Annotated in this window: 20 protein-coding genes; 1 reads left to right on the forward strand and 19 read right to left on the reverse strand. The window is 71.3% G+C overall.

Features of this window, described 5'->3' with window-relative positions; translation table 11 throughout:
* The first annotated feature begins 4 nt into the window (after nt 1-4).
* Nucleotides 5-1750: a beta-N-acetylhexosaminidase gene (locus EDF23_RS07940; RefSeq protein WP_131921337.1), complete on the forward strand. Its 1746-nt coding sequence runs from the start codon at nt 5-7 to the stop codon at nt 1748-1750.
* Nucleotides 1751-1947: 197 nt separating this feature from the next.
* On the opposite strand, the gene EDF23_RS07945 is transcribed toward EDF23_RS07940, so the two are convergent.
* The 19 genes from EDF23_RS07945 to EDF23_RS08030 all read right to left on the reverse strand — a co-directional run bounded on the left by EDF23_RS07945 (nt 1948) and on the right by EDF23_RS08030 (nt 24434).
* The gene (locus EDF23_RS07945) at nt 1948-4014 is read right to left on the reverse strand and encodes a fructose-specific PTS transporter subunit EIIC (RefSeq protein WP_123937437.1); all 2067 of its coding nucleotides are present in this window, start codon (nt 4012-4014) and stop codon (nt 1948-1950) included.
* A gap of 82 nt (nt 4015-4096) precedes the next feature.
* Complete coding sequence (locus EDF23_RS07950) at nt 4097-5092, reverse strand: hexose kinase (protein WP_131921338.1); 996 nt, start codon at nt 5090-5092, stop codon at nt 4097-4099.
* On the reverse strand, nt 5089-5877 hold the full coding sequence (locus EDF23_RS07955; protein WP_123340051.1) for a DeoR/GlpR family DNA-binding transcription regulator: 789 nt from the start codon (nt 5875-5877) through the stop codon (nt 5089-5091). The genes EDF23_RS07950 and EDF23_RS07955 overlap by 4 nt, the downstream gene beginning before the upstream one ends.
* Nucleotides 5878-6169: 292 nt before the next feature.
* Nucleotides 6170-7027 carry a carbohydrate ABC transporter permease gene (locus EDF23_RS07960; protein WP_243648848.1) on the reverse strand — a complete coding sequence of 286 codons (858 nt, stop codon included), beginning with the start codon at nt 7025-7027 and terminating at the stop codon, nt 6170-6172.
* Nucleotides 7024-8076, reverse strand: coding sequence for a sugar ABC transporter permease (locus tag EDF23_RS07965; protein ID WP_131921339.1), 1053 nt, complete (start codon nt 8074-8076; stop codon nt 7024-7026). Before EDF23_RS07965 ends, EDF23_RS07960 begins: the two co-directional genes overlap by 4 nt.
* A 3-nt stretch (nt 8077-8079) precedes the next feature.
* A complete protein-coding gene (locus tag EDF23_RS07970) occupies nt 8080-9405 on the reverse strand; it encodes a sugar ABC transporter substrate-binding protein (RefSeq protein WP_131921340.1) in 1326 nt (441 codons plus the stop codon).
* 283 nt (nt 9406-9688) lie between these two features.
* On the reverse strand, nt 9689-10879 hold the full coding sequence (locus EDF23_RS07975; RefSeq protein ID WP_243648849.1) for an ABC transporter permease: 1191 nt from the start codon (nt 10877-10879) through the stop codon (nt 9689-9691).
* A complete protein-coding gene (locus EDF23_RS07980; protein WP_131921341.1) occupies nt 10876-11598 on the reverse strand; it encodes an ABC transporter ATP-binding protein in 723 nt (240 codons plus the stop codon). The genes EDF23_RS07975 and EDF23_RS07980 overlap by 4 nt, the downstream gene beginning before the upstream one ends.
* A complete protein-coding gene (locus tag EDF23_RS07985; RefSeq protein ID WP_131921342.1) occupies nt 11595-12656 on the reverse strand; it encodes a peptidoglycan-binding protein in 1062 nt (353 codons plus the stop codon). The genes EDF23_RS07980 and EDF23_RS07985 overlap by 4 nt, the downstream gene beginning before the upstream one ends.
* Entirely contained in the window at nt 12653-13177 is a 525-nt protein-coding gene (locus EDF23_RS07990; protein ID WP_131921343.1) for a hypothetical protein, read from the reverse strand. Before EDF23_RS07990 ends, EDF23_RS07985 begins: the two co-directional genes overlap by 4 nt.
* A gap of 47 nt (nt 13178-13224) precedes the next feature.
* Nucleotides 13225-14391 carry an ATP-binding protein gene (locus tag EDF23_RS07995; protein ID WP_131921344.1) on the reverse strand — a complete coding sequence of 389 codons (1167 nt, stop codon included), beginning with the start codon at nt 14389-14391 and terminating at the stop codon, nt 13225-13227.
* On the reverse strand, nt 14388-15041 hold the full coding sequence (locus EDF23_RS08000; protein WP_131881221.1) for a response regulator transcription factor: 654 nt from the start codon (nt 15039-15041) through the stop codon (nt 14388-14390). Before EDF23_RS08000 ends, EDF23_RS07995 begins: the two co-directional genes overlap by 4 nt.
* Nucleotides 15042-15047: 6 nt before the next feature.
* Nucleotides 15048-15170, reverse strand: coding sequence for a hypothetical protein (locus EDF23_RS19720; protein ID WP_260154542.1), 123 nt, complete (start codon nt 15168-15170; stop codon nt 15048-15050).
* A gap of 55 nt (nt 15171-15225) precedes the next feature.
* The gene (locus EDF23_RS08005) at nt 15226-15780 is read right to left on the reverse strand and encodes a DUF2231 domain-containing protein (RefSeq protein WP_131921345.1); all 555 of its coding nucleotides are present in this window, start codon (nt 15778-15780) and stop codon (nt 15226-15228) included.
* Between the two features lie 106 nt (nt 15781-15886).
* A complete protein-coding gene (locus EDF23_RS08010; protein WP_131921346.1) occupies nt 15887-18055 on the reverse strand; it encodes an AAA family ATPase in 2169 nt (722 codons plus the stop codon).
* A gap of 53 nt (nt 18056-18108) precedes the next feature.
* On the reverse strand, nt 18109-19509 hold the full coding sequence (locus EDF23_RS08015; protein WP_131921347.1) for an MFS transporter: 1401 nt from the start codon (nt 19507-19509) through the stop codon (nt 18109-18111).
* Between the two features lie 115 nt (nt 19510-19624).
* Nucleotides 19625-19915, reverse strand: a complete 291-nt coding sequence (tatA, locus tag EDF23_RS08020) for a twin-arginine translocase TatA/TatE family subunit (protein WP_333924556.1) — start codon at nt 19913-19915, stop codon at nt 19625-19627.
* Between the two features lie 168 nt (nt 19916-20083).
* Nucleotides 20084-21580, reverse strand: a complete 1497-nt coding sequence (locus EDF23_RS08025) for a sugar transferase (RefSeq protein WP_131921348.1) — start codon at nt 21578-21580, stop codon at nt 20084-20086.
* A 112-nt stretch (nt 21581-21692) separates the two neighbouring features.
* Complete coding sequence (locus EDF23_RS08030) at nt 21693-24434, reverse strand: glycoside hydrolase family 2 protein (RefSeq protein WP_131921349.1); 2742 nt, start codon at nt 24432-24434, stop codon at nt 21693-21695.
* Nucleotides 24435-24488 lie beyond the last annotated feature (54 nt).

Raw genomic sequence — 24488 nt, forward strand, 5'->3', positions numbered from 1 at the left:
AGGAATGGTGGACTCCGACATGCTCATCCCACGACCGCGCCGCGCCGTCCCCGGCACCGGCGCCTTCGAGATCACCCCGTCGACCCGCATCGCAGCGGACGCAGCGAGCGGATCGGTCCGACTGTACCTGCAGCAGACGCTCCGGGCGTCGACCGGCCAGCCGGTCCGCGACGCAGCGGAGGACGTGGCCGTCGACGGGGCGGCCTCCGCCGACGGGTCGGTGCGGACGGGCGTCATCTCGCTACGCGTCACCGACGACCCCTCCCTGCCCGCCGGTCCGCCGTCGCCCGAGGGCGAGCGCGCCGAGTCCTTCCGCCTGACCGTCACACCCGACGGTGTCGACGTCGCGGGCGGCTCGGCCGCCGGCGTGTTCTACGGCGTCCAGGCGCTCCTCCAACTGCTGCCCGCCGACGTGTACCGGAGCGGCCGCGTCGGCACCGGGCCGTGGTCCGTCCCGTCCACCATCGTCGAGGACGCCCCCGCCTTCGCCTGGCGCGGCGTCATGCTCGACGTCGCGCGGCACTTCCGCACCAAGCACGAGGTCATGCGCGTCGTCGACCAGCTCGCGGCGCACCGGATCAACCGGCTGCACTTCCACCTGACGGAGGACCAGGGCTGGCGCATCGAGATCCGGAAGTACCCGCGCCTGACCGAGGTCGGGTCGTGGCGCCGCGAGTCCCAGGTGGGCGCACACGTCCCCGACGCCGACGGCGTGCTGCGCCCGGCATCGTTCGACGGCCGCCCGCACGGCGGCTACTACACGCAGGACGACATCCGCGAGATCGTCGCCTACGCGGCAGACCGGTTCGTCACCGTCGTCCCCGAGATCGAGACCCCCGGACACGTCCGTGCCGCGCTGGCCGCCTACCCGTCGCTCGGCGTGCACCCCGAGACGCCGGTGGAGGTCTGGACCGAGTGGGGCATCGCCGACGACGTCCTGAACGCCGACGACAGCACCGTCGACTTCTTCAAGGACGTCCTCGACGAGGTCATCGCGCTCTTCCCCTCGCGCTACATCGGCATCGGCGGCGACGAGTGCCCGAAGGTGCAGTGGGTCGAGGACCCCCGCACGCAGGAGCGCATGCGTTCACTCGGGCTCGAGGACGAAGAGCAGCTGCAGGCCTGGATCATCGGGCAGCTCGCGGCACACGTCGCCTCGCACGGGCGGCAGGCGTTCGGCTGGGACGAGATCCTCGAGGGCGGCACCCTCGACCCCTCGGCGACCATCGTGTCGTGGCGCGGTCTGACCGGTGCGCGGACGGCGGCGAAGCGCGGGCACGACGTCATCTCGTCGCCCGACGACCAGGCCTACCTCGACTACCGCCAGAGCGACCTGGCGACCGAACCGATCCCGGTGTCCATCGTGCTGACGGTCGACGACGTCTTCGGGTTCGACCCGGTGCCGTCCGGCCTGACCGAGTCCGAGCGCGCCCACGTCATCGGCGGCCAGGGCAACATGTGGACGGAGCACGTCGACACCGCCCGGAAGCTCGACTACCAGCTGTTCCCGCGGGTGGCGGCGTTGGCCGAGGCGCTCTGGTCGGCGGACGTCACCGGACCGCGCGACGTCGCCGAGTTCCGCGGGCGGTTGGCCGAGCACACCGCGCGGCTCGAGGCGATGGGGATCGAGTACCGGCACGAGGCCGGGCCGTTCCCGTGGGAGCAGCGTCCGGGCGTCCCCGGGCGGCCGCACTCGCGCGAGGACCGCGCCGCCTACATCGACGCGGTCACGGCGAACATCGCCGAGTAGGGGGCGGGCTGCTCCTCGCGTGGCCACGACACCCCGTTCAGTGCCGGCGCGCGGTCATGTCTCGTCTTTTGGGCGCCACGCCAGCGACGGAACGTGACCGCCCGACGCGCGGCCGGCGGTGCGTCGCGACCGCAGGCGGACGGGAGGCCCGGTGCCAGCTGGCTCCGGGCCTCCCGTCCGTCACGCGGTGACGTCGACTACACGGCGACGGCCACGCGGTCGTCTGCCGTCTCGGACACGGCGGCGTCCGCCGCCGGGGCCCGACGCACGAACTTCTTCAGCCCGACGAGCACCAGCGCGGACACGATCGTGCCGGCCAGGATCGCGACGATGAACATCGCGACGTCCCCGATGGCGAAGAACACGAAGATCCCACCGTGCGGCGCCCGCGAGGTCACACCGGCAGCCATCGAGATCGCACCCGTGACCGCGGCACCGACCATCGACGCCGGGATGACGCGCAGCGGGTCGGCCGCGGCGAACGGGATCGCTCCCTCGGAGATGAAGGACGCCCCGAGCAGCCAGGCAGCCTTGCCGTTCTCGCGCTCGGGCTTCGTGAAGCCCTTGCGGTACAAGACGGTCGACGCGAGTGCCAGGGCGAGCGGCGGCACCATGCCGGCAGCCATCACGGCAGCCATGATCTCGAACGGCACGACGTTGGTGGCGGTCCCGGCGCCGAGCCCGGCGACGGCGAACGCGTAGGCGACCTTGTTGACTGGGCCGCCGAGGTCGAAGGCCATCATCAGGCCGAGGATGATGCCGAGCAGGATCGCCGAGGCGCCGGACAGCGAGTTGAGGAACTCGGTCAGCTGGGTCATGAGCCAGGCGATCGGTCCACCGAGCACGAGCAGCATGAGGCCGGAGGCGATGATCGAGGCGAACAGCGGGATGATCACGACGGGCATCAGGCCACGCAGCCAGCGCCAGGTCGGGATGCGACCGATCCAGTACGCCGCGGCACCGGCGATGAGGCCACCGATCAGGCCACCGAGGAACCCGGCGTTCATGAAGACGGCGATGGAACCGGCGACGAAGCCGGGCGCGATGCCGGGTCGGTCGGCCATGGCGTAGGCGATGTACCCGGCGAGCGCTGCGACGAGGAAGCCGAGCGACACGGAGCCGATCTGGAACGCGGCGGCACCGAGGTAGTAGCGGAGCCCCTCCGGAGGCAGGTCGACCAGGTTGTAGTGCTGGAGCGCGAAGACCGCGTTGTTCACGCCGTCGTCACCGTGGGTGAGCGCGATGCCGTAGCCGGCGAGCAGGAAGCCGAGCGCGATGAGCAGCCCGCCGCCCGCGACGAACGGGATCATGTAGCTGACGCCGGTGAGCAGCCAGCGCTTGAGCGCCTGGCCGAAGTGTTCGTTCTTGGCGGTGGACGCACCGTCGACGGCTGCACCGCCCTGGACGCGTGCGGCGTTCGGGTCGTCCGAGGCACGAATGGCCTCGGCGATCATCTTGTCGGGCTCGTCGACGCCGCGCTTGACGGGTCCGGAAACGAGCGGCTTGCCGGCGAAGCGACCGCGGTCGCGGACGTCGACGTCGACCGCGAACACGACGGCGTCGGCACGGGCGATGAGGGCGGGGTCGAGGGGCTCGACCTGCGAGGACCCCTGGGTCTCGACGTGCATCTCGGCACCGGCGCGCTGCGCCGCGGCGACGAGGGCGTCGGCCGCCATGTAGGTGTGCGCGATGCCGGTCGGGCAGGCGGTGACGCCGACGAAGACCTTGCGGCCCGGCGCGGGTGCGGCGGTCGGACTGGAGGCGCTGCTCGCCTTCCCGACGCCGGCTTCGGACACCTCGCCGCTCACCTCGCGGTCGACGAGCTGGACGATCTCGTCCGGGGTGGCTGCGGCGCGCAGGGCGGCGGTGAAGTCGTCGCGGATGAGCGCACGGGCCAGGGTCGAGAGGACCGTCAGGTGGTCCTTGTCGGCCCCTTCGGGCACGGCGATCATGAACACGATGTCGGCGTCGCCGTCCGGGGCGCCGAACGACACCTTCCGGGCGAGACGCGCGAACGCCAGGGTCGGCTCGGACACCGATGCCGAACGGGCGTGCGGGATCGCGATGCCGCCGGGAACCCCGGTGCCGACGCTGGCCTCGCGCTTGATGGCGTCCTCGGCCAGGACCCGGCCGTCGGCGGCGCGGCCGGTCGCGGCGACGCGGTCGGCGAGGACGCGGATGACGTCGGCCGAGGTGGCACCGAGGTCCTCGTCGAGGCCGACGAGCTGGGCGCTGATGAGGCGCGGACTCGAGTCTGCGGACATGTGCTTGCTCCTTCGCAATGGCGCTGATCGCGCGGGTCGTGCAGGTGTTCGGGGAGTGGGGGTGTTCGAGCTGGGGCGGGGGTCAGGCGGGCTCGGGCGCCGGGTGCGTCGTGAGCACCCGGACCGAGATCGCCGTCGGGTCGGTGTGGTCGAGGGCCGGCACGTCGCTGCCGGGCAGGGCTGCGGCGGCGGCTCCGGTCGCGACGGCCTGGGCGAGGCGCTGCTCGGGGGACGCTCCGGCCACCTCGGCGAGCAGGTAGCCCGCGAGCGAGGAGTCCCCCGCGCCGACGGTGGAGCGGGCGACGATCCGCGGTGCTGCGGCGGCGAAGGCACCCTCGTCCGACACCAGCACGGCGCCGGCGCTGCCGAGGGTCAGCAGGACCGAGCCGACGTTCCGGTCGCGCAACCGCTCGGCAGCGGCCACGGCGGCGTCGAGGTCCTGCTCGTAGGTGTTGGGGTCGCCGCCGACGACCTCGGCGAGCTCTTCGGCGTTCGGCTTGACCAGGTCGATCCGCTCGCCGGACTGCAGCAGTGCGGTGAACGGGACGCCGGACGAGTCGACCGCGATCCGGACGTCCTCACCGTGGCGTGCGCGGACGGCGCGGACGAGCACGGCGAGCGCGTCGTCGGGGAGTCCGGGCGGGAGCGAGCCGGCGAAGACCACCCAGCGGGCGGCGGGTCCGGTGGCGGTCGCCGCGGCCGTGTCGGCGACCAGGTCGGCCAGGTCGGCCAGCCGACCGGCGAGCGAGGGACCGGGCTCGTTGAGCTTCGTGGTGGTGCCGGTCGGCTCGGTCACGGTGACGTTCGAGCGGAGCGGCGCACCGATCGGCAGGGCGGCGGTCGGGATGCCGCGCGTGGCGAGGCCGAGCAGCACGGGGTCGAGCTCGTCGCCGGGCAGCACGGCGATGGTGTCCCCACCGCTCGCGACCACGACGCGGGACACGTTGACGCCCTTGCCGCCGGGCTCCGCGGTGGAGCGGATGGCACGCTGGACGGCGCCGCGCTGCAGTTCGCCGGAGAGCTCGATGGTGCGGTCGAGGCTCGGGTTCGGCGTGACGGTGACGATGCGGCGGCTCATGCGACGACGACCTCGACGTCGGCGTCGGTCAGGGCGCCGGCGAGGTCGGCCGGCGGCTCCTGGTCGGTGACCACGGTGTCGATCTCGTCGAGCCGGGCGAAGCGCATCAGGGCCTCGACCCCGTGCTTCGCGGCGTCGGCGAGCACGACGGCTCGGCGGGCGGCGAGGACGTAGGCGCCCTTGACCGCGGCCTCGTACTCGTCCGGGGTGCTCAGCCCGAAGCCGGCGGACAGGCCGTTCGTGCCGACGAACGCGATGTCGGGCCGCAGGGCGCTGATCTGCTCGACGGTGGCGGTCCCGACGGCGGCGCTCGTGACCCCGCGCACCCGGCCACCGAGCAGGTGCAGCTCGACGTGCTCGCTGTGCTGCAGGGTCGCGGCGATCGGGACGGAGTTCGTGATGACGGTGAGGGTCGCGCCGGCGGTGGCGGGCTCCCAGCGTGCGAGTTCGGCGGCAACGGCGGCGCAGGTGGTGCCGGCGTCGATCGCGATCGAGCCGGTGAAGGTCGAGGGCACCAGGCGCATCGCGGCTCGGGCGATCTCGGACTTCGCGGAACCGTGCTGCCCTTCGCGCTCGGCGACGGAGAGTTCGACGACGCTCGAGCGGCCGATGGGCACCGCTCCCCCGTGCACGCGGCGCAGGACCCCGGCGGACTCGAGGGTGTCGAGGTCACGGCGCACGGTCTCGGTGGTGACGTCGAAGTGCTCGGCCAGATCGGCGACGGAGACCCGGCCGGCGTCCTGCAGCGCTGCTGCGATCGCGTCGTGCCGCTCGGTTGCGTACATGCCCGAACTCCTTCGTTCCCGTGGGTTTCAGGAACCATAAGCCACAAACCCACACAAACACAACCACCCGCACTCGTCCCGCTCCCCCGCTCCGTCCCCGCCCCCTCCCCCGAGGTTCCGAAATCTCGGCATCTCGCGGCGCCCACAGCCCGTCCGTGGAACCTCGGCGTCCAGCACGCGGCATGTCGTGGAACCTCGACGGACGGCACACGCACGAACACCCCACACGCACGAACGCCCCACACGCACGAACACCCCGCCGCGTGTGCGACGGGGTGTTCGGTCGAGCACGTCAGCCCTTGACGGCTCCCGCGGTCATGCCGCTGACCAGGCGACGCTGCACGATGAGGAAGAAGACGACCACGGGGATCGAGAACAGCACGCTCGCCGCCATCAGCCCACCGAAGTCCGTGCCCTTGTTCGTCGAGAAGCCCGCGAGCCAGACCGGCAGCGTGTACATCCCCTGGTCCTTGAGCATCACGTACGCGATCAGGTAGTCGTTCCACGCCGCGATGAACGCGAACACGCTCGTGGCGATGACCCCGGGCATCACGAGCGGGAACAGCACGCTCCACAGGATCCGGAAGGTGCCGGCCCCGTCGACCTTCGCAGCCTCCTCGATCTCGACGGGCACGGCCACGAAGAACCCGCGCATCACCCAGATCGAGAACGGCAGCACGCTCGCGACGTACGCCAGGATCAGCCCGACGTAGCTGTTGAGCAGACCGAGGGTCTGGAACGACAGGAACAGCGGGATGAGCAGCGCGCCCGACGGGATCATCTGCACGAACAGGATGCCGACCAGGATCGCCCGCCGCCCGCGGAACCGGAACCGCGACAGCGCCGCCGACGCCAGGAACCCGACCACGATCGACAGCAGCACGGCGGCCACCACGACGATGGTCGAGTTCCGCAGGTAGACGAGGAAGCCCTCTTGGGTGAGCGCGCGCGTGAAGTTGTCGAGCGTGGGGTGCAGCGGTGCCCAGATCGGGGTCATGGTGGTGACCTCGTCCGCCGGCTTGAAGGCGGTGTTCACCATCCAGTAGATCGGGAACACCCACACCAGGCAGAACACCACCGCGATGGTGTTCGCCAACACGCGCGGCTTGCGCTTCCGCGCCCGCACCGGCGCAGCATTCGAGACGGTCACAGGTCCTCCTCCCCGCTGCGGACGAGCCGGCGGATGTAGTAGCTGGTGAGCGCGCCGAGGATCACGGTCGAGATGACGGCGATCGCGGCACCCTGGCCGTACGCGTTGGAGACGAACGACTTCACGAACGTCCAGATGCCGAGCGTCAGGGTGGCCTCTTCCGGACCACCCCTCGTGAGCAACCAGATCTGGTTGAAGACGTTGAAGTCCCAGATCACCGACAGGATCGACACGAGCAGCAGCGTCGGGGCGAGTGCCGGCAGCGTGATCGCGCGGTACATCGTCCACGTCGAGGCACCGTCGAGCGCCCCGGCCTCGTAGTACTCCGGCGCGATCTGCGACTGTGCGGCGTACAGCGTCAGGGCGACGAACGGCACGGCCTGCCAGATCACGAGCGTGAGCACGATCGTGTACGCCTGCCCGGGGTGCGACGCCCAGTTGTCCTGCGTGTGGTCGCCGAACACCCGCAGCTGCGTGATGAGCCAGTTGAGCACCCCGTAGAAGGGCTGGAACAGCCACTGCCACACCAGGCTCGAGGCGACGTTCGGCATCGCCCAGGCCAGCACGAGCACGACGCTGACCACGGTGCGCATCACGACGCCCAACCGGGTGAGCAGCTGCGCGACGCCCATCCCGATGACGATCGTGCCGAGCACCATCGCCCCGGTGACCAGGACGGTGCGCAGGATGACCGGCCAGAACGACGCGTCGGTCAGGACGTTCGTGTAGTTCGAGACCCCCGCAAACCCGGCTTCCCCGGTGAAGATCGCCCGGAGTCCGTAATCCTGGAACGAGATGACGACGAGCCGGACGAGCGGGTAGACGACGAGCGCGAGCAGCAGGATCGCCGCGGGCGCCAGCAGGACGAGCGGTGCGCGCGACGCCACCACCGACCGACGACGCGCCCCGCGGCCGGGACGAACCGGCCGCCCCGACCCGGCACCGACGCGGCCCCCGGTGCCCACGGTGCCCGCGCCCCCGGTCCCCCCGCCGCCGGCGACCGGCTCGGACTGCTCCGAACCGGTCGCCTGCTCTGCAGTGGAGGTCATCGACTACTGCTGCGCGTTCAGCGCGGTCGTGAGGTGCTTCGAGAAGCCCTCGGCGGCCTGCTCCGGCGACTTCCGCCCGGTGGCGATGTCCGCGAACATCGACTGGAACGACGCGTCGCCCTCGATGGTCGCCCAGCCCGGCGTCGCCGGGGTCGGACGGCTCGTGCCCGCTGCCGCGAAGTACGGCTTGTGCAGGGTGTCGACGTCGTCGGCCACGGCGTCGAGCAGCTCGGTCGAGTTCGGCTCCCAGCCGTCCACACCGAACACCTGGTCCTGCTGGAACTCCTTCGAGGTCAGGATCTTCAGGTAGTACAGCGCGAGGTCCTGGTTGGCGGCCTTCGCCGGGATCCCGAGGTCGGAGCCACCGAGGAACACCGGCTGCGTCTTGCCGTCGGTCTGCGAGGGCATCGGGAACGTGCCGATCTGGTCGGCGAGCGCCGGCTTCGCCGTGGTGATCGAACCGATCTCCCACGCCGAGCCGAGGAACGCCGAGGTGTTGCCCTGCGCGAAGACGTCGCTCTGCGAGGGCTTGTCGGTGTTGATGTCCTGCGTCGACTTCGCGGAGTAGTCGTTCTGGAACGTCTTCCACGCCGTCAGACCCTTGACCGCATCGGCCGAGTCGAGCTTCCCGGTCCACTTGCCGTCCTTGTCGGAGGCGATCTCGCCGCCGGCATCCCAGACCCACTGCAGCCCGCCGTACCAGTACTGGCCGGGCATGTAGAAGGCGGAGAAGTCGCTCGCCGTGTTGGCGGCCTTGACCTTGTCCAGGTCGGCGGTGAGCTCGTCGTAGGTGGTCGGCACGTCGGTGACGCCGGCGTCCTTCCAGACCTTCTTGTTGTAGACGACGGCACGGTTGCCGGCGAACAGCGGAGCACCGTAGAGCTTGTCGTCCACCGTGGCCGGCCCCTCGAGCCCGGTGAGCCAGGTCTGGCCGTCCTTGAGCTCGTCGCGGTACGGCGTCAGGTCCATGAGACCGCCGGCCGCTGCGTAGACCGGCACCTGGGTGTTGCCGAGGTCGACCACGTCCGGGGCGTCGTCCTGGGCGAGCGCCGTGGTGAGCTTCGTGGTGATCCCGTCCCACTGCTGGGTCTGGATCTTCACCTTCGCCCCGGTGTCCTTCGTGAACTGCTTCTGAGCTGCGTCGAGGACCTTGTCGCTCAGGTCGCCGTTCATCATCCAGACGGTGATGGTCTTGCCCTTGCCATCGGGTGTGCCGATGGCCTTCGTGCCGCCGTCGGAAGCTCCGTTGCTTCCGGCGGAGCACCCGGTGAGGGCGAGCGCGGCCGCCAGGCCGAGCGCACCGAGTGCGGCGAAACGCGTGCGTGTCACGTTGACTCCCTTGGTCCGGCCTTTATGAAAGGTCGTTGCGTATTCGCAATAGAAGACCTTCCGAGAGCCCTTGTCAACCGTTGGATCGGTCCCTGTGAGCGGGTTCGATCCGCGTGTTTCCGGGGGATCACGGATGGCGAACAGATCGTCGCCAACGCTTGACGCGACTGGTCATGACCAGGCATGATCTGCGCCACGCGTCGACGGGGTGGACGGAACGACCGGGAGGCCCGGTACCGGTCCCGCAGACCGGCACCGGGCCTCCCGGATCACCACCACGGCCTCAGACGGCCGCCAGGGCGGACGTCGGTGGGATGCGCGCTGCGCGCGCGGCCGGGTACCACCCGGACACACCGCCGATCACGACGGTCGCGCCGAGCCCGCCGCCGACGGCCCACAGCGGGATCGCCACCGGCCACCCCTGCGCCAGGGCGAAGGCGACCGTCACCCCGACCCCGATCACCACACCGGCCACCCCGCCCAGGAACGACAGCAGCAGCGACTCGACGAGGAACTGGTCGCGGATGTTCCGCCGCCGCGCTCCGAGGGCTCGCCGCACCCCGACCTCGGCACGACGTTCCAGCACGGTGATCACCATCGTGTTCGCGACGCCGATGCCGCCGACGAGCAGGGCCACACCGCCGATGCCGACCAGCAACCCGGTGAACGAGTCGTCGGTGGCGTCCTTCGCGGCGAGCGCGTCGGACGGCCGGGTCACGCCGACGTCCTGCGGGGACCCCGGACTGATCGCATTCGCCAGGATGTCCCGTGCTGGTGCGACTCGCGACGGGTCGACGCGGGTGTAGACGGCGGTCGGCGCCCCGTCGAACCCGAGCTGCCGGGCGAGGCCGCGGGGGACGAACACCTGGCTGCCCAGGTCGTCGGCGAGCGCGATCGGCTCCAGTATCCCGACCACCTGCACCCACTGCCCGCCGATCCAGACGCGGCTGTCGGCACGGACCCGGTCGATGCCGAGTGCCGCTGCGGCGGCCGCACCGAGCACCACCTGCGGCGGAGCCACGACCGAGTCATCGATCCAGCGCCCGGACCCGAGCTCGCCGCCGAGCACGCGCGGCACGTCGCCCCAAGCCGCCATCACGCCGATGCCCTTCGTCTCCGGCGGCGGGATGAACTCGTTGCGGTAGACGGCCGCGTCGACCACGGTGCCGACCGCGGCAGCCGACTGCACGTCGTCCTGGCGGAGTGCCGACTCGAGTGCGGTGGACGGCAACGGCGGCACGTCGCCGAACCCCTGGGCCTGCGTGGCGGTGAGCACGTTCGTGCCGAGGGCGTCGAGCACCTGGTCGAGCTTCGCCTTGCTCGACGACGAGATCCCGACGACGGCGATCATCGCGGCGATGCCGATCGCGATGCCGAGCGCCGACAGGACGACACGGCCGGGTCTGGTGCGCAGCCCGAACACCCCGAGCCGGAGCAGGTCAGCGGCACCCAACCGTGCTCGCACGCCGGTCACCAGCCACCCCCGATGGAAGCGGCGATGTCCCCAGCCGGCCCGACCGCCGAGTCGTGCTCCAGCAGACCGTCACGCATCCGGACCTGCCGCGGCAACGAGGCTGCGAGGTCCAGGTCGTGCGTGATGACGAGGACCGTGGTGCCGGTGGCGTTCAACGCACGCAGGAGCGTCACGATCGCCGCACCGGAGGCGGAGTCAAGCGCGCCGGTCGGCTCGTCCGCGAGCAGGATCGTGGGGTTCCCGACGATCGCGCGGGCGATGGCCACGCGCTGCTTCTCACCCCCGGAGAGCTGGGTCGGGCGGTGGTCGGTGCGGTGCCCGAGGCCGACTCGTTCCAGGGCCTCGTGGGCGCGTCGGCGCCGTTCACGTCGCCCGGTCGCCGAGTACAGGAGCCCGTCGGCGACGTTCTCCGCCGCGGTGGCACCGGCCTGCAGGTGGAACTGCTGGAACACGAAGCCGACGTGCTCGGCTCGCAGCGCGGACAAGGCGTTGTCGGACATGGTCGCGACGTCGTTCCCGGCGATCGACACGAAGCCCTGCGTGGGACGGTCGAGGGTCCCGACGATGTTGAGCATCGTGGACTTGCCGGACCCGGACGGACCGACGACCGCGACGAGCTCCCCGGCGGCGACGTCGAGCGTCACCCCGCGGAGCGCGCCGACGTCGCCGTAGGTCTTCGTGACCTCGCGCAGGGCGAGGACCGGCCCCGTGCCGCTCATCCCGGTACCACCACGCGGTCGCGTTCCGCGACCTTCCCGGTGATCGCGATCCGGCCGTCGGCGATGAACCCGGGGGTCACGGGAACCCGCTTCGTCGTGCCGTCGCGCCGCACCACGTCCACCGCGTACGCGCCGTTCCCCGTCGTCACGAGTGCCGCGACCGGCACGGAGAGGACGTCCTTCTCGGTGGCTCCCGCGGCGTCGATCTGCGCGGACGCCGCAGCGGGCAGCCGTCGCGAGCCGGGGTCGAACGCGACGGACACGTCGACCTTGGACCCGGCGTCGTCTCCCGAGCTCGGTTGGACGTCGGCGACCTCGCCCGTCATCGGTGCCCCGGCGCCGTTGATCCGGACCCGCACCTCCGTGCCGACCGCGAGCCGTTCTGCGTCGCGCTGTGAGACGGTGGCGACGACGATGCGCTTCGTGCTCGTGACGGAGAGCACGTCACCGCTCCCTCCCTCCGCCGGCTGGCCGAGCTTCCCGTCGACGGTCGCGACACGCACGTCCCCGTCGACGAACGCGATGTCCGCCGAGGTCAGCACGCCGGTGACCTCCTGCCCCCGGTCCTCCTGCCACTGCCGCACGGCGCGCTGCGTCCGCGGGCCGAAGGAGTCGTCCTGCGCGACGTCGTACCCGAGCGCGGCGAGGTTGTCGTTGAGCTGCTGCACATCGGTGCCCGTCAGCCCGCGTTCGAGCGAGCGCCACATCGGCACCGTGCCGTGCATCGCCCGCACCCCGCGCTCGTCGACCGCGTACAGGAACTCGTCGCTCCTGATGACCTGCCCGGGCGCGGGGAGCCAGGTCAGCGTGCCCGAGGCGGCGCCGGGGACCCCGGTGGCCGTGCCGTACCCGAGGGTCCCGGCGAACACCTTCGAGTCCGTCAGGTCGCCCTTCGTGACCGCGGCGGTCGGGTGCTGCTGCTTCCCGGACTCGGCGGCTGCCGAGGACGGCGCAGCCTGCAGGTCGATGAACGACCACGTGCCAGCGCCTGCGGCGAGCACCGCGACGAGGCACGCGCTCGTGACGAGCGCTCGACGACTGGTCAGGACGGTGGTCACGGCTGCACCGTCGTGTTCGAACCGGAGCTGCCGCCCTTGCCCAGGACCTCGTCGAAGCACGTCGACGACGCGTCCTGGAACGCGTCCTGGTCGTCGGGCCGGTACGTGGACATCGCATCGTCACCATCGGGGAAGTCGGCGAACCCGTTCTCACGGATGCACTCCGCGATCTGCTTCCGCTGTTCCGGCGTCCCGGCGGGCTTCGCCGCCTGGAACCCCTCACCGGCTCCGGCGTCGCCCATGCACTCCTGCAGGTCCGCCTTCCACTGTTCGTCGTCGATGCCGTCGGGAGCCGACAGGGACAGGGTGTTCCCACCCGACGACGGATCCGGCATGTCGTACCCGTGGTCACGCATGCAGGACGCGAGCGAGGCCCCGGCCCCCTTGCCGCCGCCCGAGGCCGTGTCGGTCGAGTCGGTCGACGGCGCTCCGGAACAGCCGGCGAGGAGGCCGGGCAGGAGCACGACGGCTGCGGCGACGGCGACGATGGTGGTGGTGGAGTGTTTCGTGGATGGCTTCATGGGACCAGCACAGCGGACCCGGTGTTTCGTCTCCGGTACGCGTGGGGTCACACCGACGAAACGTCGATGCGCAGGCCGCCCTCACGGCGCGCGGTGACGACGAGTCGCCACCCGTGCGCGTGCACGATGGACGCGACGATCGACAGGCCGAGGCCGCTGTGCCGACCGCCGGATGCGACCTCGGAGCAGCGTCGGAACGGTTCGACGAGCAGTGGCGCGACCTCGTCCGGCACGACCGGCCCGGAGTTCTCCACGACGAGGCCGTCACCGCGCGTGGTGACGCGGACGAAGCCGCCGGCTTCGTTGTACTCGACGGCGTTGCCGACGAGGTTGACGAGCAACTGCCGGACGAGCATCGGCTCACCCGTGATGGTGGGTCTGCCAGGAGGCGCGGCTCGGCCCTCGTGGGTGATGGTCACGCCCGCCTCGTGCGCACTCCCGGCGGCTCCCGCGACGACCTCGTCGGCGATGGCCACGAGGTCGATCGACGTCCCGACGCCTGCGAGCCCTCGATCGGCCTCCGCGAGCACGAGCAAGGACTCGACGAGGTGCTCGGTGCGCCGGTTCTGCGCGAGCAGTTCCTCGCGCACCACTCGGACGTCATCGGCGCCGGCACCGTCGTGCAACCCGATCTGCATCGCGGCACGCTGGACCGCGAGCGGGGTCCGGAGTTCGTGCGACGCCTGCGCGACGAACCGTCGCTGGCTCTCGAACGCGGTCTGCAGCCGGTCGAGCAGGTCGTCGACGGTGCCGGACAACCGTCGGAGTTCGTCGTCCGGGCCCTCGAGTGCGATGCGTTCGTGCAGGTTCGACGCCGTGATCCGGTTCGCCGTCGCGGTGATCCGGTCGATCGGTCGGAGCATGCGCCTGCTCACCAGCCACCCGACGCCACCGGCGACGAGGCCCGCCCCGGCGATGCCGATCGCGGACCACTGCCACTGCTGCACGGCGACGAGCCGGACCACCGCGACCGTGGTGGAGGGTGGTGCGTCGTTCGCTGCCGAGCGCTCGCCGATCGGCACCGGCGAGGCGGTCACGAACGTCTCCGCCTGGGAGGCACCGCGGATCGCCGTCGTGTCGAGACCCGCACCGACCCCGGCCAGGGACATCACGTTCGAGAACACCACCACCCCGGTGGCGAGCGCCATCGCCGCGAGCGCGAACGTCAGCGCCGTGCGGGCCCGGATGCTCCAGGTCCGCCGGAGCCGTCTCACAGCGCGTAGCCCTCGCCCGGGACCGTCCGGATCGGATCGGGGCGGCCGAGCTTCTTGCGGAGCTTCGACATCGTCACCCGTACGGCAGCGGTGAACGGGTCGATGTTCATGTCCCAGACCTTCTCGAGCAGTTCCTCGGCGGAGACGATGCGACCGTCGGCTCGCAGGAGCGCCTCGAGCACCCCGAGTTCCTTCGAGGTCAGGTCGAGCGGTCGGCCGTCACGGGTGACCATCCGACGGTTCGTGTCGAGGACGATCCCGACGCGTTCGAGCACGGGCGCGACCGGGGCCACGCTGCGCCGACCGAGCGCGCGCACCCGGGCGACCAGTTCCGGGTACTCGAAGGGCTTCGCGAGGTAGTCGTCCGCGCCGAGTTCGAGCCCGTTGACGCGGTCGGTCAGGGTCGCCGCCGCGGTGAGCATGAGGATGCGGGTCAGGCTGCCGCGCGATGCCAGCCGACGTGCGACCTCGTCGCCGTGCACCCCCGGGACGTCACGGTCGAGCACCACGACGTCGTAGTCGTTCACCGCCAGCAGTTCGTCGGCGTGGTCGCCGCGGTAGGTGACGTCGACGGCCATGTCCTGCCGCGACAGGCCCTTCGCGACGAGGTCGGCGAGGGCTGCTTCGTCATCGACGACCAGGACCCGCACGGCTGGTCACGCGGCGGTGAGGTCGAGTGACACGACCCCCGCCGCCTCGTCGATGTGGACGATGAACTCGAGGCCGCCGCGGGCGGGAAGGCCGGTCAGGGGAACGGTGTCGGTGCTGAGTCGATCCATGGGTCGAGCATTTCACGTACCGCGTTTCGTCCACATAACGTTTCCGTATCAGTGGTCACGCGTCGAACGGCACCTCACCGTGGTCGCTCACGCCGGCGCGCTGGCGGTACGCCAGGTGTCCGCCGAGGTACCCGCCCACCCCCACGACACCGAGCGCGGCGAACCCGAGCAGCTTGCCGGCGCCGTGGTTGCCGTTCTTGCGCTGCCACCACGACAGGCCGTACAGCGAGATGCCGACCCAGTTGACGGCCTGGTGCACCCATCCCGTGCGCAGCTGCTCGCGGTCGAGTTCGGACCAGTCCACGTACCCGGCGAGGCTCGCACTGCCGGACGACACCAGGCCGACGCCGACGAGGGTCTTCGCGGCCTTCGCGTTGCCCCTCCCGCCGAAGACGTCGAGCACGGCGGCCGAGATCCAGGCCCCGAGCGGTACCTGCACCATGAGCGGGTGCAGCGGGTGCCCGAACGGCACACCGTGCAGCAACTGCCGCAGGGCCTTCGGCCGGGCGAGGGCGTTCACGACCGAACGGTCGATGTCGACGGCCTTGTCGAGCACGCTCGCGTGCTCGACGGTGTCGGTGAGGCGACGGATCGCGCGGATCTCAGGCATGCCCTGCAGCCAACCCGGGAGGCCCGTGCCGGGTCCCAGGAACCGGCCCCGGGCCTCCCGTCGGTCACCCCACCAACCCCGGAACCAGGTTCCGCGCGGCCGTCGCCTACTCCTCGACGACCTCCGCCAACTGGAACGGCTCGACAGTCAGACCGTCGCCGTCCTCGGCGACGTCCACCCGGACGGTGTCGCCGTCACGGACGTCACCGGACAGGATCGCGCGCGCCAGCTTGTCGTCGATCTGCCGCTGCATGAGGCGGCGGAGCGGCCTCGCACCGTAGAGCGGGTCGTACCCGCGTTCGGCGAGCCAGCCGCGCGCCTCGGGCGTGACCGCGAGTTCGAGCCGGCGGTCGGTCAGGCGACGGGCGAGCCGGTCGACGTACAGCGACACGATCTGGCCGAGGTCGTCGGCCGTCAGGGCCTGGAACACCACGATGTCGTCGAGGCGGTTGATGAACTCCGGCCGGAACGCCTGCTGCACGAGCTCGCGCACGGCGTCCTCGCGCTGCTCGTCCGTCAGCGTCAGGTCGGTCATGAACTGCGAGCCGAGGTTCGACGTGAGCACGAGGATCGTGTTCCGGAAGTCGACCGTGCGCCCCTGCCCGTCCGTCAGCCGGCCGTCGTCGAGCACCTGGAGCAGCACGTCGAACACCTCGGGGTGCGCCTTCTCGATCTCGTCGAGCAGGATGACGGAGTACGGGCGACGCCGGACGGCCTCGGTGAGCTGCCCGCCGGACTCGTAGCCGACGTACCCGGGCGGGGCGCCGATCAGCCGCGAGACGGAGTGCTTCTCGCCGTACTCGCTCATGTCGATGCGGACGAGGGCCTTCTCGTCGTCGAACAGGAACTCCGCGAGCGCCTTGGCCAGCTCGGTCTTGCCGACGCCGGTCGGTCCGAGGAACAGGAACGATCCGGTCGGACGGTCCGGGTCGGAGATGCCGGCACGGGTGCGGCGGACGGCCTCGGACACGGTGTTCACGGCGGTGCGCTGCCCGATGATCCGGCGGCCGAGCTCGTTCTCCAGGTGCAGGAGCTTCTCGGTCTCGCCCTGCAGCAGCCGCCCGAGGGGGATGCCCGTCCACTGCGCGATGACGGCGGCGATGTCCTCGTCGGTGACGCTGTCGTTCACCATGCGGTCGGCGGACTCGGCCTGCTCGGCGGCCGCGAGCTCCGCTGCGATCCGGGGCTTCTCGGCGTACTCCAGGCGCGACACCGTCGCGTAGTCGGCTTCGCGCTGGGCACGCTGGCTGCGCATGTTCAGGTCGTCGAGCTGCTGCTTCAGCTCACCGATGCGGTTCAGGCTCGCCCGCTCGGCCTGCCAGCGCTGCTCGAGCTCGCCCAGTCGTTCCTCGCGCGTGCGGAGTTCGTTCCGCAGGGTCTCCAGCCGGGCCTTCGAGGCGTCGTCCTTCTCCTGCTTGAGCGCGAACTCCTCGACACGCAGCCGGTCGACGTTGCGCTTCAGTTCGTCGATCTCGACCGGGCTGGAGTCGATCTCCATGCGGAGCCGACTGGCGGCCTCGTCGATCAGGTCGATCGCCTTGTCGGGCAGCTGCCGACCGGAGATGTACCGGTTCGACAGGCTGGCCGCGGCGACGAGCGCGGAGTCGTTGATCGTGACCTTGTGGTGGGCCTCGTAGCGCTCCTTGAGCCCGCGGAGGATCGCCACGGCGTCCTCGACGCTGGGCTCCCCCACGTAGACCTGCTGGAAGCGGCGCTCGAGGGCGGCGTCCTTCTCGATGTACTCGCGGTACTCGTCGAGCGTCGTCGCCCCGATGAGCCGCAGTTCGCCGCGCGCGAGCATCGGCTTGAGCATGTTCGACGCCGCGACGGACCCTTCGCCGCCACCGGCACCCATCAGGGTGTGCAGCTCGTCGATGAACGTGATGACCTGCCCATCGGAGTCGTTGATCTCCTTGAGCACGGCCTTGAGGCGTTCCTCGAACTCGCCGCGGTACTTGGCGCCCGCGATGAGCGAGGAGATGTCGAGCGAGACGAGCCGCTTGTCCTTGAGGGAATCGGCGACGTCGCCGGCGACGATGCGCTGCGCGAGCCCCTCGACGACGGCGGTCTTGCCGACGCCGGGCTCGCCGATGAGCACGGGGTTGTTCTTGGTGCGGCGGGTGAGCACCTGGCTGACGCGTCGGATCTCGGAGTCGCGTCCGATGACCGGGTCGAGCTTGCCGCTGCGAGCGATCGCCGTCAGGTCGACGCCGTACTGCTCGAGGGCGGTCTTCTGTCGCTCTTGCGAGTCAGGAGCACCCTGGAGGTTCGCCATGCGTTCCGTCCTTTCGTTGCGGTGGTGTTGTACTTGAGTCTACTGCACTCAACTTACGTCGGCGCCGGGAGATTCCGGATCCCGACGGCGCTGACGACCGCGCCGGCCAGCAGGAGGACCGCCATGACGACGACCGCCCGGTGCAGGCCGGCGACGCTCATCTCGCCGCCGAGGACCACGCCCGCGAGCGCGACCATCACCAACCCGGCGATCCGCGCGATCGCGTTGTTCACGGCCGACCCGACGCCGGCCTCGGACTGCGGCACCGACCCGAGCACGGCGCTGGTCAGCGGTGTCACCATGAGCGCGATCCCGAACCCGATGAGCACGAGGCCCGGGAACACCGCGATCCAGTACCCGTCCGGCTGCGCACCGACCAGCAGCATCAGGAGCGCACCGACCGCTGCCACCGCCGGGCCCGCGGCCATGAACCAGCGCGGCCCGAACCGTCCCGCCAGCCCGCCCACGGCCGAGGAGACCAGCAGCAGGACCACCGTCGGGGGCAGCGTCGCCAGACCGGCGAGCCAGGCGGGGAACCCCCAGACCTCCTGCAGGAACAGGGTGACCACGAAGAAGACCATGCTCAGGGCGCCGTAGATCGACAGGGTGGCGAGGTTGCCCACCGCGAAGTTGCGGGCCCGGAACAGCGCGAGCGGCACCAGCGGCGAACCGGTCGTCCGGGTCACGTGGAGTTCCCACGGCACGAAGGCCCCGAGTGCCAGGGCACCGAGCACGAGCGCGGTGACCACCACGGGCGCGCCCCACCCGAGCCGCTCCTGCTCGATGAGCCCGAGCACCGCCCCACCGACCCCGACGACCGCCAGCACGGCGCCGACCACGTCGATGCGCGGTCGGATCGCGGGGTGTACGTCACCGGTGATCCGCAGCACGAGCGGGATCGTCACGGCGATCGGGACGGCGGTCAGCACGAAGATCCACCGCCAGCCGATGCTGTCGACCACCATCCCGCCGACCACGGGTCCGAGGATCGTCGACGCGCTCGACCAAGCGGTCCACGTGCCGATCGCCTTCGACTGCGCGGCCCCGCGGAACGCCGCCACGATGAGGGCGAGCGCGCTCGGGGTCACCAGGGCGCCGCCGACGCCCTGGAACGCCCGCGAGACGATCAGGAACTCCCCCGTCGGGGCGATCGCACACGCGACCGAGGCGATCCCGAACACGACGAGCCCCCACGTGATGATGCGCACCCGGCCGAACACGTCCGACAGTGATCCGGCGACGAGGATGAGCGAGCCGAGCGTCACCAGGTACGCGTCGACGGTCCACTGCTGCACGACGAGTCCGCCGCCGAGCTCCTGTCGGATCGCGGGGAGCGCCACGTTGACGACGCTCGAGTCGAGCCCGACGACGAACGACGACAGGATCGCCACCACGAGCACGGTGCGCCGGTCGTCCCGGAGCGGCGCGGTCGCGCGGGGTGCGGCAGTGGTCATGTGCTCATCCTGCGCCCCCTCGGACCGCTGCGCGCCCCGCACGACGAAGCCCCCGCGACCGATGTGGTCGCGGGGGCTGCCGACAGGACGGGGCTGGGTGTCCTGAGCTGGTGTTCTAGCGCCGGGAGTCGGTGTTCGGCTGCGCGCTCGGGCCGGGGTTCAGGATCGGACCGGCGGCGGGCTCGGCGGGAGCGTTCGGCACGGTGCTGGTCGGGGCCGCGGTGTTCTGCACCGTGGTGTCGCCTGCCTGAGCCTTCTTCTCGTCGTCGGTCATCTCCTTCTTGAAGATGTTGATCGACTGCCCGAGGCCCTTGGCGAGCGCCGGGAGCTTCGTCGCGCCGAACAGCAGGATGACGATCCCGAGGATGATCAGCAGGTGTACGCCGCCGAGGTTTCCGAGCATCATGACTCCTTGATCTGGAACTGGTCGCCGTTCGCAGGTCTTCGTCGACCCACGCGGCGGAAGTCCGTGTTCCCCCCATCGTAACTCTCCCGCTCCCCGATGCCCAGGCCGGGACCCGGAACGGACACCGTTCGCACAGGGAAGGCGCCGGGCCGATCCGCCGCAGCGCCCTCAGTACGCGCCGCGCGACCGGAGCACCGACGGCACCGTCCGGGCGAGGATCACCAGGTCGTGCAGGAACGACCAGTTCTCGACGTAGTGCAGGTCGAGCCGCACACCCTCGGCCCAGTCCAGATCCGACCGGCCGCTGACCTGCCACAGGCCGGTGATCCCCGGGGTGACCAGGAGTCGGCGGTCGGCGAAGTCCTGGTACAGGGCGACCTCGCGCGGGAGCGCCGGGCGGGGTCCGACCAGGCTCATCGCACCGGTGAGCACGTTCCACAACTGCGGCAGCTCGTCGAGCGACGTCTTCCGCAGGAACGCCCCGACCCGGGTGACGCGTGGGTCGTCCTTCATCTTGAAGAGCGGGCCCGCACCCTCGTTCGCTGCCTGCAGTGCGGCCATCCGCGCTTCGGCGTCCACGCACATCGTGCGGAACTTCAGGATCGAGAACTCCGCGCCCCCACGGCCCACACGGGTCTGGCGGAAGAACACCGGACCGCGGTCGTCGAGCCGGATGACGAGCGCGATCACCGCGAGCACGGGCGCCAGCAGCAGGAGACCGAAGCCGGCTCCGACGACGTCGAGCAGACGCTTGCCCGTGCGACGGCGGTAGTCGGGGGTCTCCACGTGCATCAAGGGCAGGCCGTCGACGGGACGCTCGTGCACGCGACCCGCGGCGATGTCCGCGAGGGGCGACGACACGACGAGCTCGACGCCGTGCTCCTCGAGTTGCCACCCGAGGCGGCGCAGTCGCTCGTGCCCGCCGCGTACGGCGCCGGCGACGACGACCGCCGAGACTCCCTCGGAACGAGCCAGCGCGAGGACGTCGTCGATCCCGCTGACCACCGGGACGGACGCCGAACCGAGGTCGATCGTCGCGCCCACCGGCTCGCAGTCGGTCACGACCGCGCGGACCCGGTACCCGGCGCTGGGCGTCGCGGCGATCCGTCGCCCGACGTAGCGGACGTCCTCGGTGTCACCGACGATCAGGACGTCCTGCAACCGTTGCCCGCGAGCACGACTGCGCGCCAGGACGGTGCGGACGGCCTTCCGCCCGACGGCGAGGAAGAGGAGCCCGAGCGGGAAGGCGATGGCCACGTACCCCCGGGCCAGGTCGAGCTGCGCGGCGTACGCCACGACCGCCACCACGGCGACGGCGACCAGACTCGCGGTGACGAGCCGGCGGTACTCGTCACTGCCGATGCCGGCGATGCGTGGGTCGCGGGTGCGGAACATCGACAGCAGGGCCATCCAGACCAGGATGATCACCGGAGCCGTCGCGAACTCGATCCAGCCGGCCTGGGGTCGCACGGCCGACAGCTCCCAGGGGAAGCGCACGACGTGGGCGACCGCGAACGCCAGGACCAGCAGTCCGACGTCCAGCAGGGCAACGGCGGGGGCGAAGCCTCGGCGACCACCCGCGGGTGCCGACGGCGGCGCGGTGGTCGGTGCGGCGGCGGGGGGAACGGTGATGGCAGCGGTGGGTGGGCGCATCGCGAGCGACATGGTGGGGTCCTCCTGTCGACCGGGCCGACGGGAGGTCGACCGGACGCCGGAGTCGTCGGGTCACGACAGCGAGCGGCGCACCACAAAATATATCACTGTGTCGTTCTGTATATCAATGTTCGAGCGCGCGGTCCAGGCTCCACAGGACGGGTTCGGCACGGAGCGCCGGGATGTCGGCCTCGGTCACACCGGTGAGCCGGAAGGTCACGCGCTCCCCGGGCAGCAGGGTCATGAACCCGCGGTCCACCACACCGGACGCGGTCACCCGGTCGGGCTGCACGAGCAGGTCGCGGACGAGCGTCTCGGCTTCGACGGTCAGGTCGAGCCCGCCGTCGACGGGTGTGAACGAGGTGCGGTACCGCGCGGGTTCCCACCGCACGTCGACGTCGGGGCCCGGTGTCCAGACCGCCCGACGCCAGTCCATGTCCGCCACGATGAGCTCCCGCGCGGGGTCGTCGACCACGCCGACGGACTCGGGCAGGGCGACGACGGCGACCCCGGCGGACGACAACCGCACTGGCAACGACGCCTCGGCCAGGATCGTGCCGGCCGTGGTGACCCGTCGCACGCGCACCACGCTGTCGTGGCCGCCGCGCGTGGACCGGACGGCGACCTCGACGGGCGAGGACCCGAACGCACCGGGCGAGACGCCGAGCGACAGGGTGTCCGCGACGTCGCCCAGATCAGCCGTCTCGCCGGCGGAGGCCGAGTGGCCGGGGTGATCCGGGCCTCCCGTCCCGTCCGCGCCGGACGCGACCGGCGAGGCGGGCGCGACCGCTCCGGAGACCGGTGAGACGGGCGACGACGCCGGCGAAGCAGCCGGCCCGGAGACGGCGGACGGCGCGACCGCCGCCCGCGACACCGGACGGATCGTCAGCAGGACGTCGTCGTACAACCGGCGCAGCTCGTGCGCGAGGGGCTTCAGGCGCCCCGCCGAGTCGATGGCCGACCACGACGACACCGGCCACAGGTCGTTGAGCTGCCACATGACCACACCCGTGTTGCGCGGCCAGTGCGTGCGCCAGTGCTCGACGCCCGTCGCGATGGCGCGGGCCTGCTGCAGCTGCGTCAGGTAGTGCCACGCATCGAACGAGAAGGGCCCCGTGCCGAACCGGGGCTCGATGCCGCGGGCCAGCTTGCCCATCCCGTCGGCAGCCTTCTGGTGGTGCACGACCCCGGGTGCGTCCTGCGACAGCACCTCGTCCGCGACCCCGTCCCGCAGCGTCCGCCAGGCGGGCGGCGCCTGCCAGCCGAACTCGGACACGAACCGCGGCACGGATCCGCGGTAGGCGGTGTCCGGCAGGCGGTTCCAGGCGTCCCACGAGTGGTGCGTCTCGTGGTCGACGTCGTTCGCGGGCAGCGACTCGGCGCCCGACCACGGCGAGGCCACGGTGTAGAAGCGCGACGGGTCGACCGCGTCGACGATCGTCGGCAGCAGGTCGAGGTAGTAGTCGAGGCCCCAGCCGCGGTCACCGAGCGAGTCCGCCCAGCCGTCCACGTCGTGCAGCCAGATGTTCTCGTTGTTGCCGTTCCACAGCACCAGCGAGGGGTGCCGCGCGAGGCGGGCGACGTTGTCGCGGGCCTCGGCGATGACCTCGCTGCGGATCGGTTCGACCTCCGGGTACGCCGAGCACGCGAACGGGAAGTCCTGCCAGACGAGCAGGCCGAGTTCGTCGCAGACCTCGTAGAAGTCGCGCGACTCGTACACACCGCCGCCCCACACGCGCACGAGGTTCGTGCCGAGCGAGGCCGCCGCGGTCAGACGGGACTGCAGGCGCGCGCGGTCGACGCGGGAGACGATCACGTCGTCGGGGATCCAGTTCACCCCGCGCACGTCGATCAGCGTCCCGTTGACGTGGATGCCGAAGGGACGACCCATGTCGTCCACCTGCGTGTCGATCCGCGTCGACCGGAAGCCGGTGCGGAACGTGTCGCGGTCGAGCACCTCGCCGTCCACCGTCTGCAGCTCGACGACCACGTCGTACTGCGCCTGCGCGCCGTAGCCGCGGGGCCACCAGCGCAGCGCCTCGGGCACGCGCACGGTGACGACGGTCTCGTCGTCCTTCGGTGTCAGCTGCGCCCGCGACCGCTGCCGCGTCGGCGTGCCGTCCTCCTTCAGACCGCTGACGGTCACGACGAGCACCAGGTCGTCGTCCTCGCCGTCCTGGTCCAGGTCGTTGAGGCCGGAGCGCTCGACGGTGATGTGGGCGTCGAGCACGCCCTCGCCGGCCTCGACGTCGACGAGCGGGCGGACCTCGCGCAGCCGCGCGGTCGACCACCGCTCGATCGCGACCGGTCGCCACGGACCGCTCGTGACGGCGGTGAGCCCCCAGTCCCAGCCGAAGTTCGAGGCGTTCTTGCGGATGTACGGGAACGGCTCGTCGTACGGGCCCGGCATGCTGCCGGCCTTCGCGGCGACCCGGCCGGCCTCGCGGTACGGCGACTCGAACAGGATCTCGAGGTCCTTCGTCGTCGCGCCGGACCCGGTCTGCACGCGCGCGTCGAAGCGGTAGCGGCGGTGCATGTTCCGGGTCGTGCCCACGACGACGCCGTCCAGGCTCAGTTCGGACACCGTGTCCAGGCCGTCGCAGACCAGGTCGACACGCTCGTGGCCGCGCGGGTCGACGTCGACCGCGGTCCGGTAGGCCCAGTCGGCCCGGCCGACCCACTTCGCCGCCTGCTCGTTCAGGTGGAAGGTCGGGTCCGGCAGCAGGCCCTCCCGCTCCAGGTCGGTGTGCACCTGCCCCGGCACCGTCGCCGGGATGCTGCGTCCCGCGACGCCGTCCGGCGCGCCGGTTCCTCCGGCCATGGTCACGGTCCAGCCGTCGCGGAGTTCCTCGCGTTCGAGGGTCATGCAGGTCCTTCTCTTCGGCGGACGGGGTGTCCGTCGCCTCGGTCGGGACGCCGG

This window comes from Curtobacterium sp. PhB128 (genome assembly GCF_004340725.1).
Classification (GTDB): domain Bacteria; phylum Actinomycetota; class Actinomycetes; order Actinomycetales; family Microbacteriaceae; genus Curtobacterium.

Coding starts and splice junctions, on each gene's coding strand:
- EDF23_RS07950 (WP_131921338.1), bottom strand. CDS start 5,092: ATGAGCCGCCGCATCGTCACCGTCACGCCGAACCCGAGCCTCGACCGC.
- EDF23_RS07955 (WP_123340051.1), bottom strand. CDS start 5,877: ATGTACGCAACCGAGCGGCACGACGCGATCGCAGCAGCGCTGCAGGAC.
- EDF23_RS08030 (WP_131921349.1), bottom strand. CDS start 24,434: ATGACCCTCGAACGCGAGGAACTCCGCGACGGCTGGACCGTGACCATG.
- EDF23_RS08010 (WP_131921346.1), bottom strand. CDS start 18,055: ATGGCGAACCTCCAGGGTGCTCCTGACTCGCAAGAGCGACAGAAGACC.
- EDF23_RS08005 (WP_131921345.1), bottom strand. CDS start 15,780: ATGCCTGAGATCCGCGCGATCCGTCGCCTCACCGACACCGTCGAGCAC.
- EDF23_RS07980 (WP_131921341.1), bottom strand. CDS start 11,598: ATGAGCGGCACGGGGCCGGTCCTCGCCCTGCGCGAGGTCACGAAGACC.
- EDF23_RS07945 (WP_123937437.1), bottom strand. CDS start 4,014: ATGTCCGCAGACTCGAGTCCGCGCCTCATCAGCGCCCAGCTCGTCGGC.
- EDF23_RS07940 (WP_131921337.1), top strand. CDS start 5: ATGGTGGACTCCGACATGCTCATCCCACGACCGCGCCGCGCCGTCCCC.
- EDF23_RS07990 (WP_131921343.1), bottom strand. CDS start 13,177: ATGAAGCCATCCACGAAACACTCCACCACCACCATCGTCGCCGTCGCC.
- EDF23_RS19720 (WP_260154542.1), bottom strand. CDS start 15,170: ATGGATCGACTCAGCACCGACACCGTTCCCCTGACCGGCCTTCCCGCC.
- EDF23_RS08015 (WP_131921347.1), bottom strand. CDS start 19,509: ATGACCACTGCCGCACCCCGCGCGACCGCGCCGCTCCGGGACGACCGG.
- EDF23_RS07965 (WP_131921339.1), bottom strand. CDS start 8,076: ATGACCTCCACTGCAGAGCAGGCGACCGGTTCGGAGCAGTCCGAGCCG.
- tatA (WP_333924556.1), bottom strand. CDS start 19,915: ATGATGCTCGGAAACCTCGGCGGCGTACACCTGCTGATCATCCTCGGG.
- EDF23_RS08025 (WP_131921348.1), bottom strand. CDS start 21,580: ATGTCGCTCGCGATGCGCCCACCCACCGCTGCCATCACCGTTCCCCCC.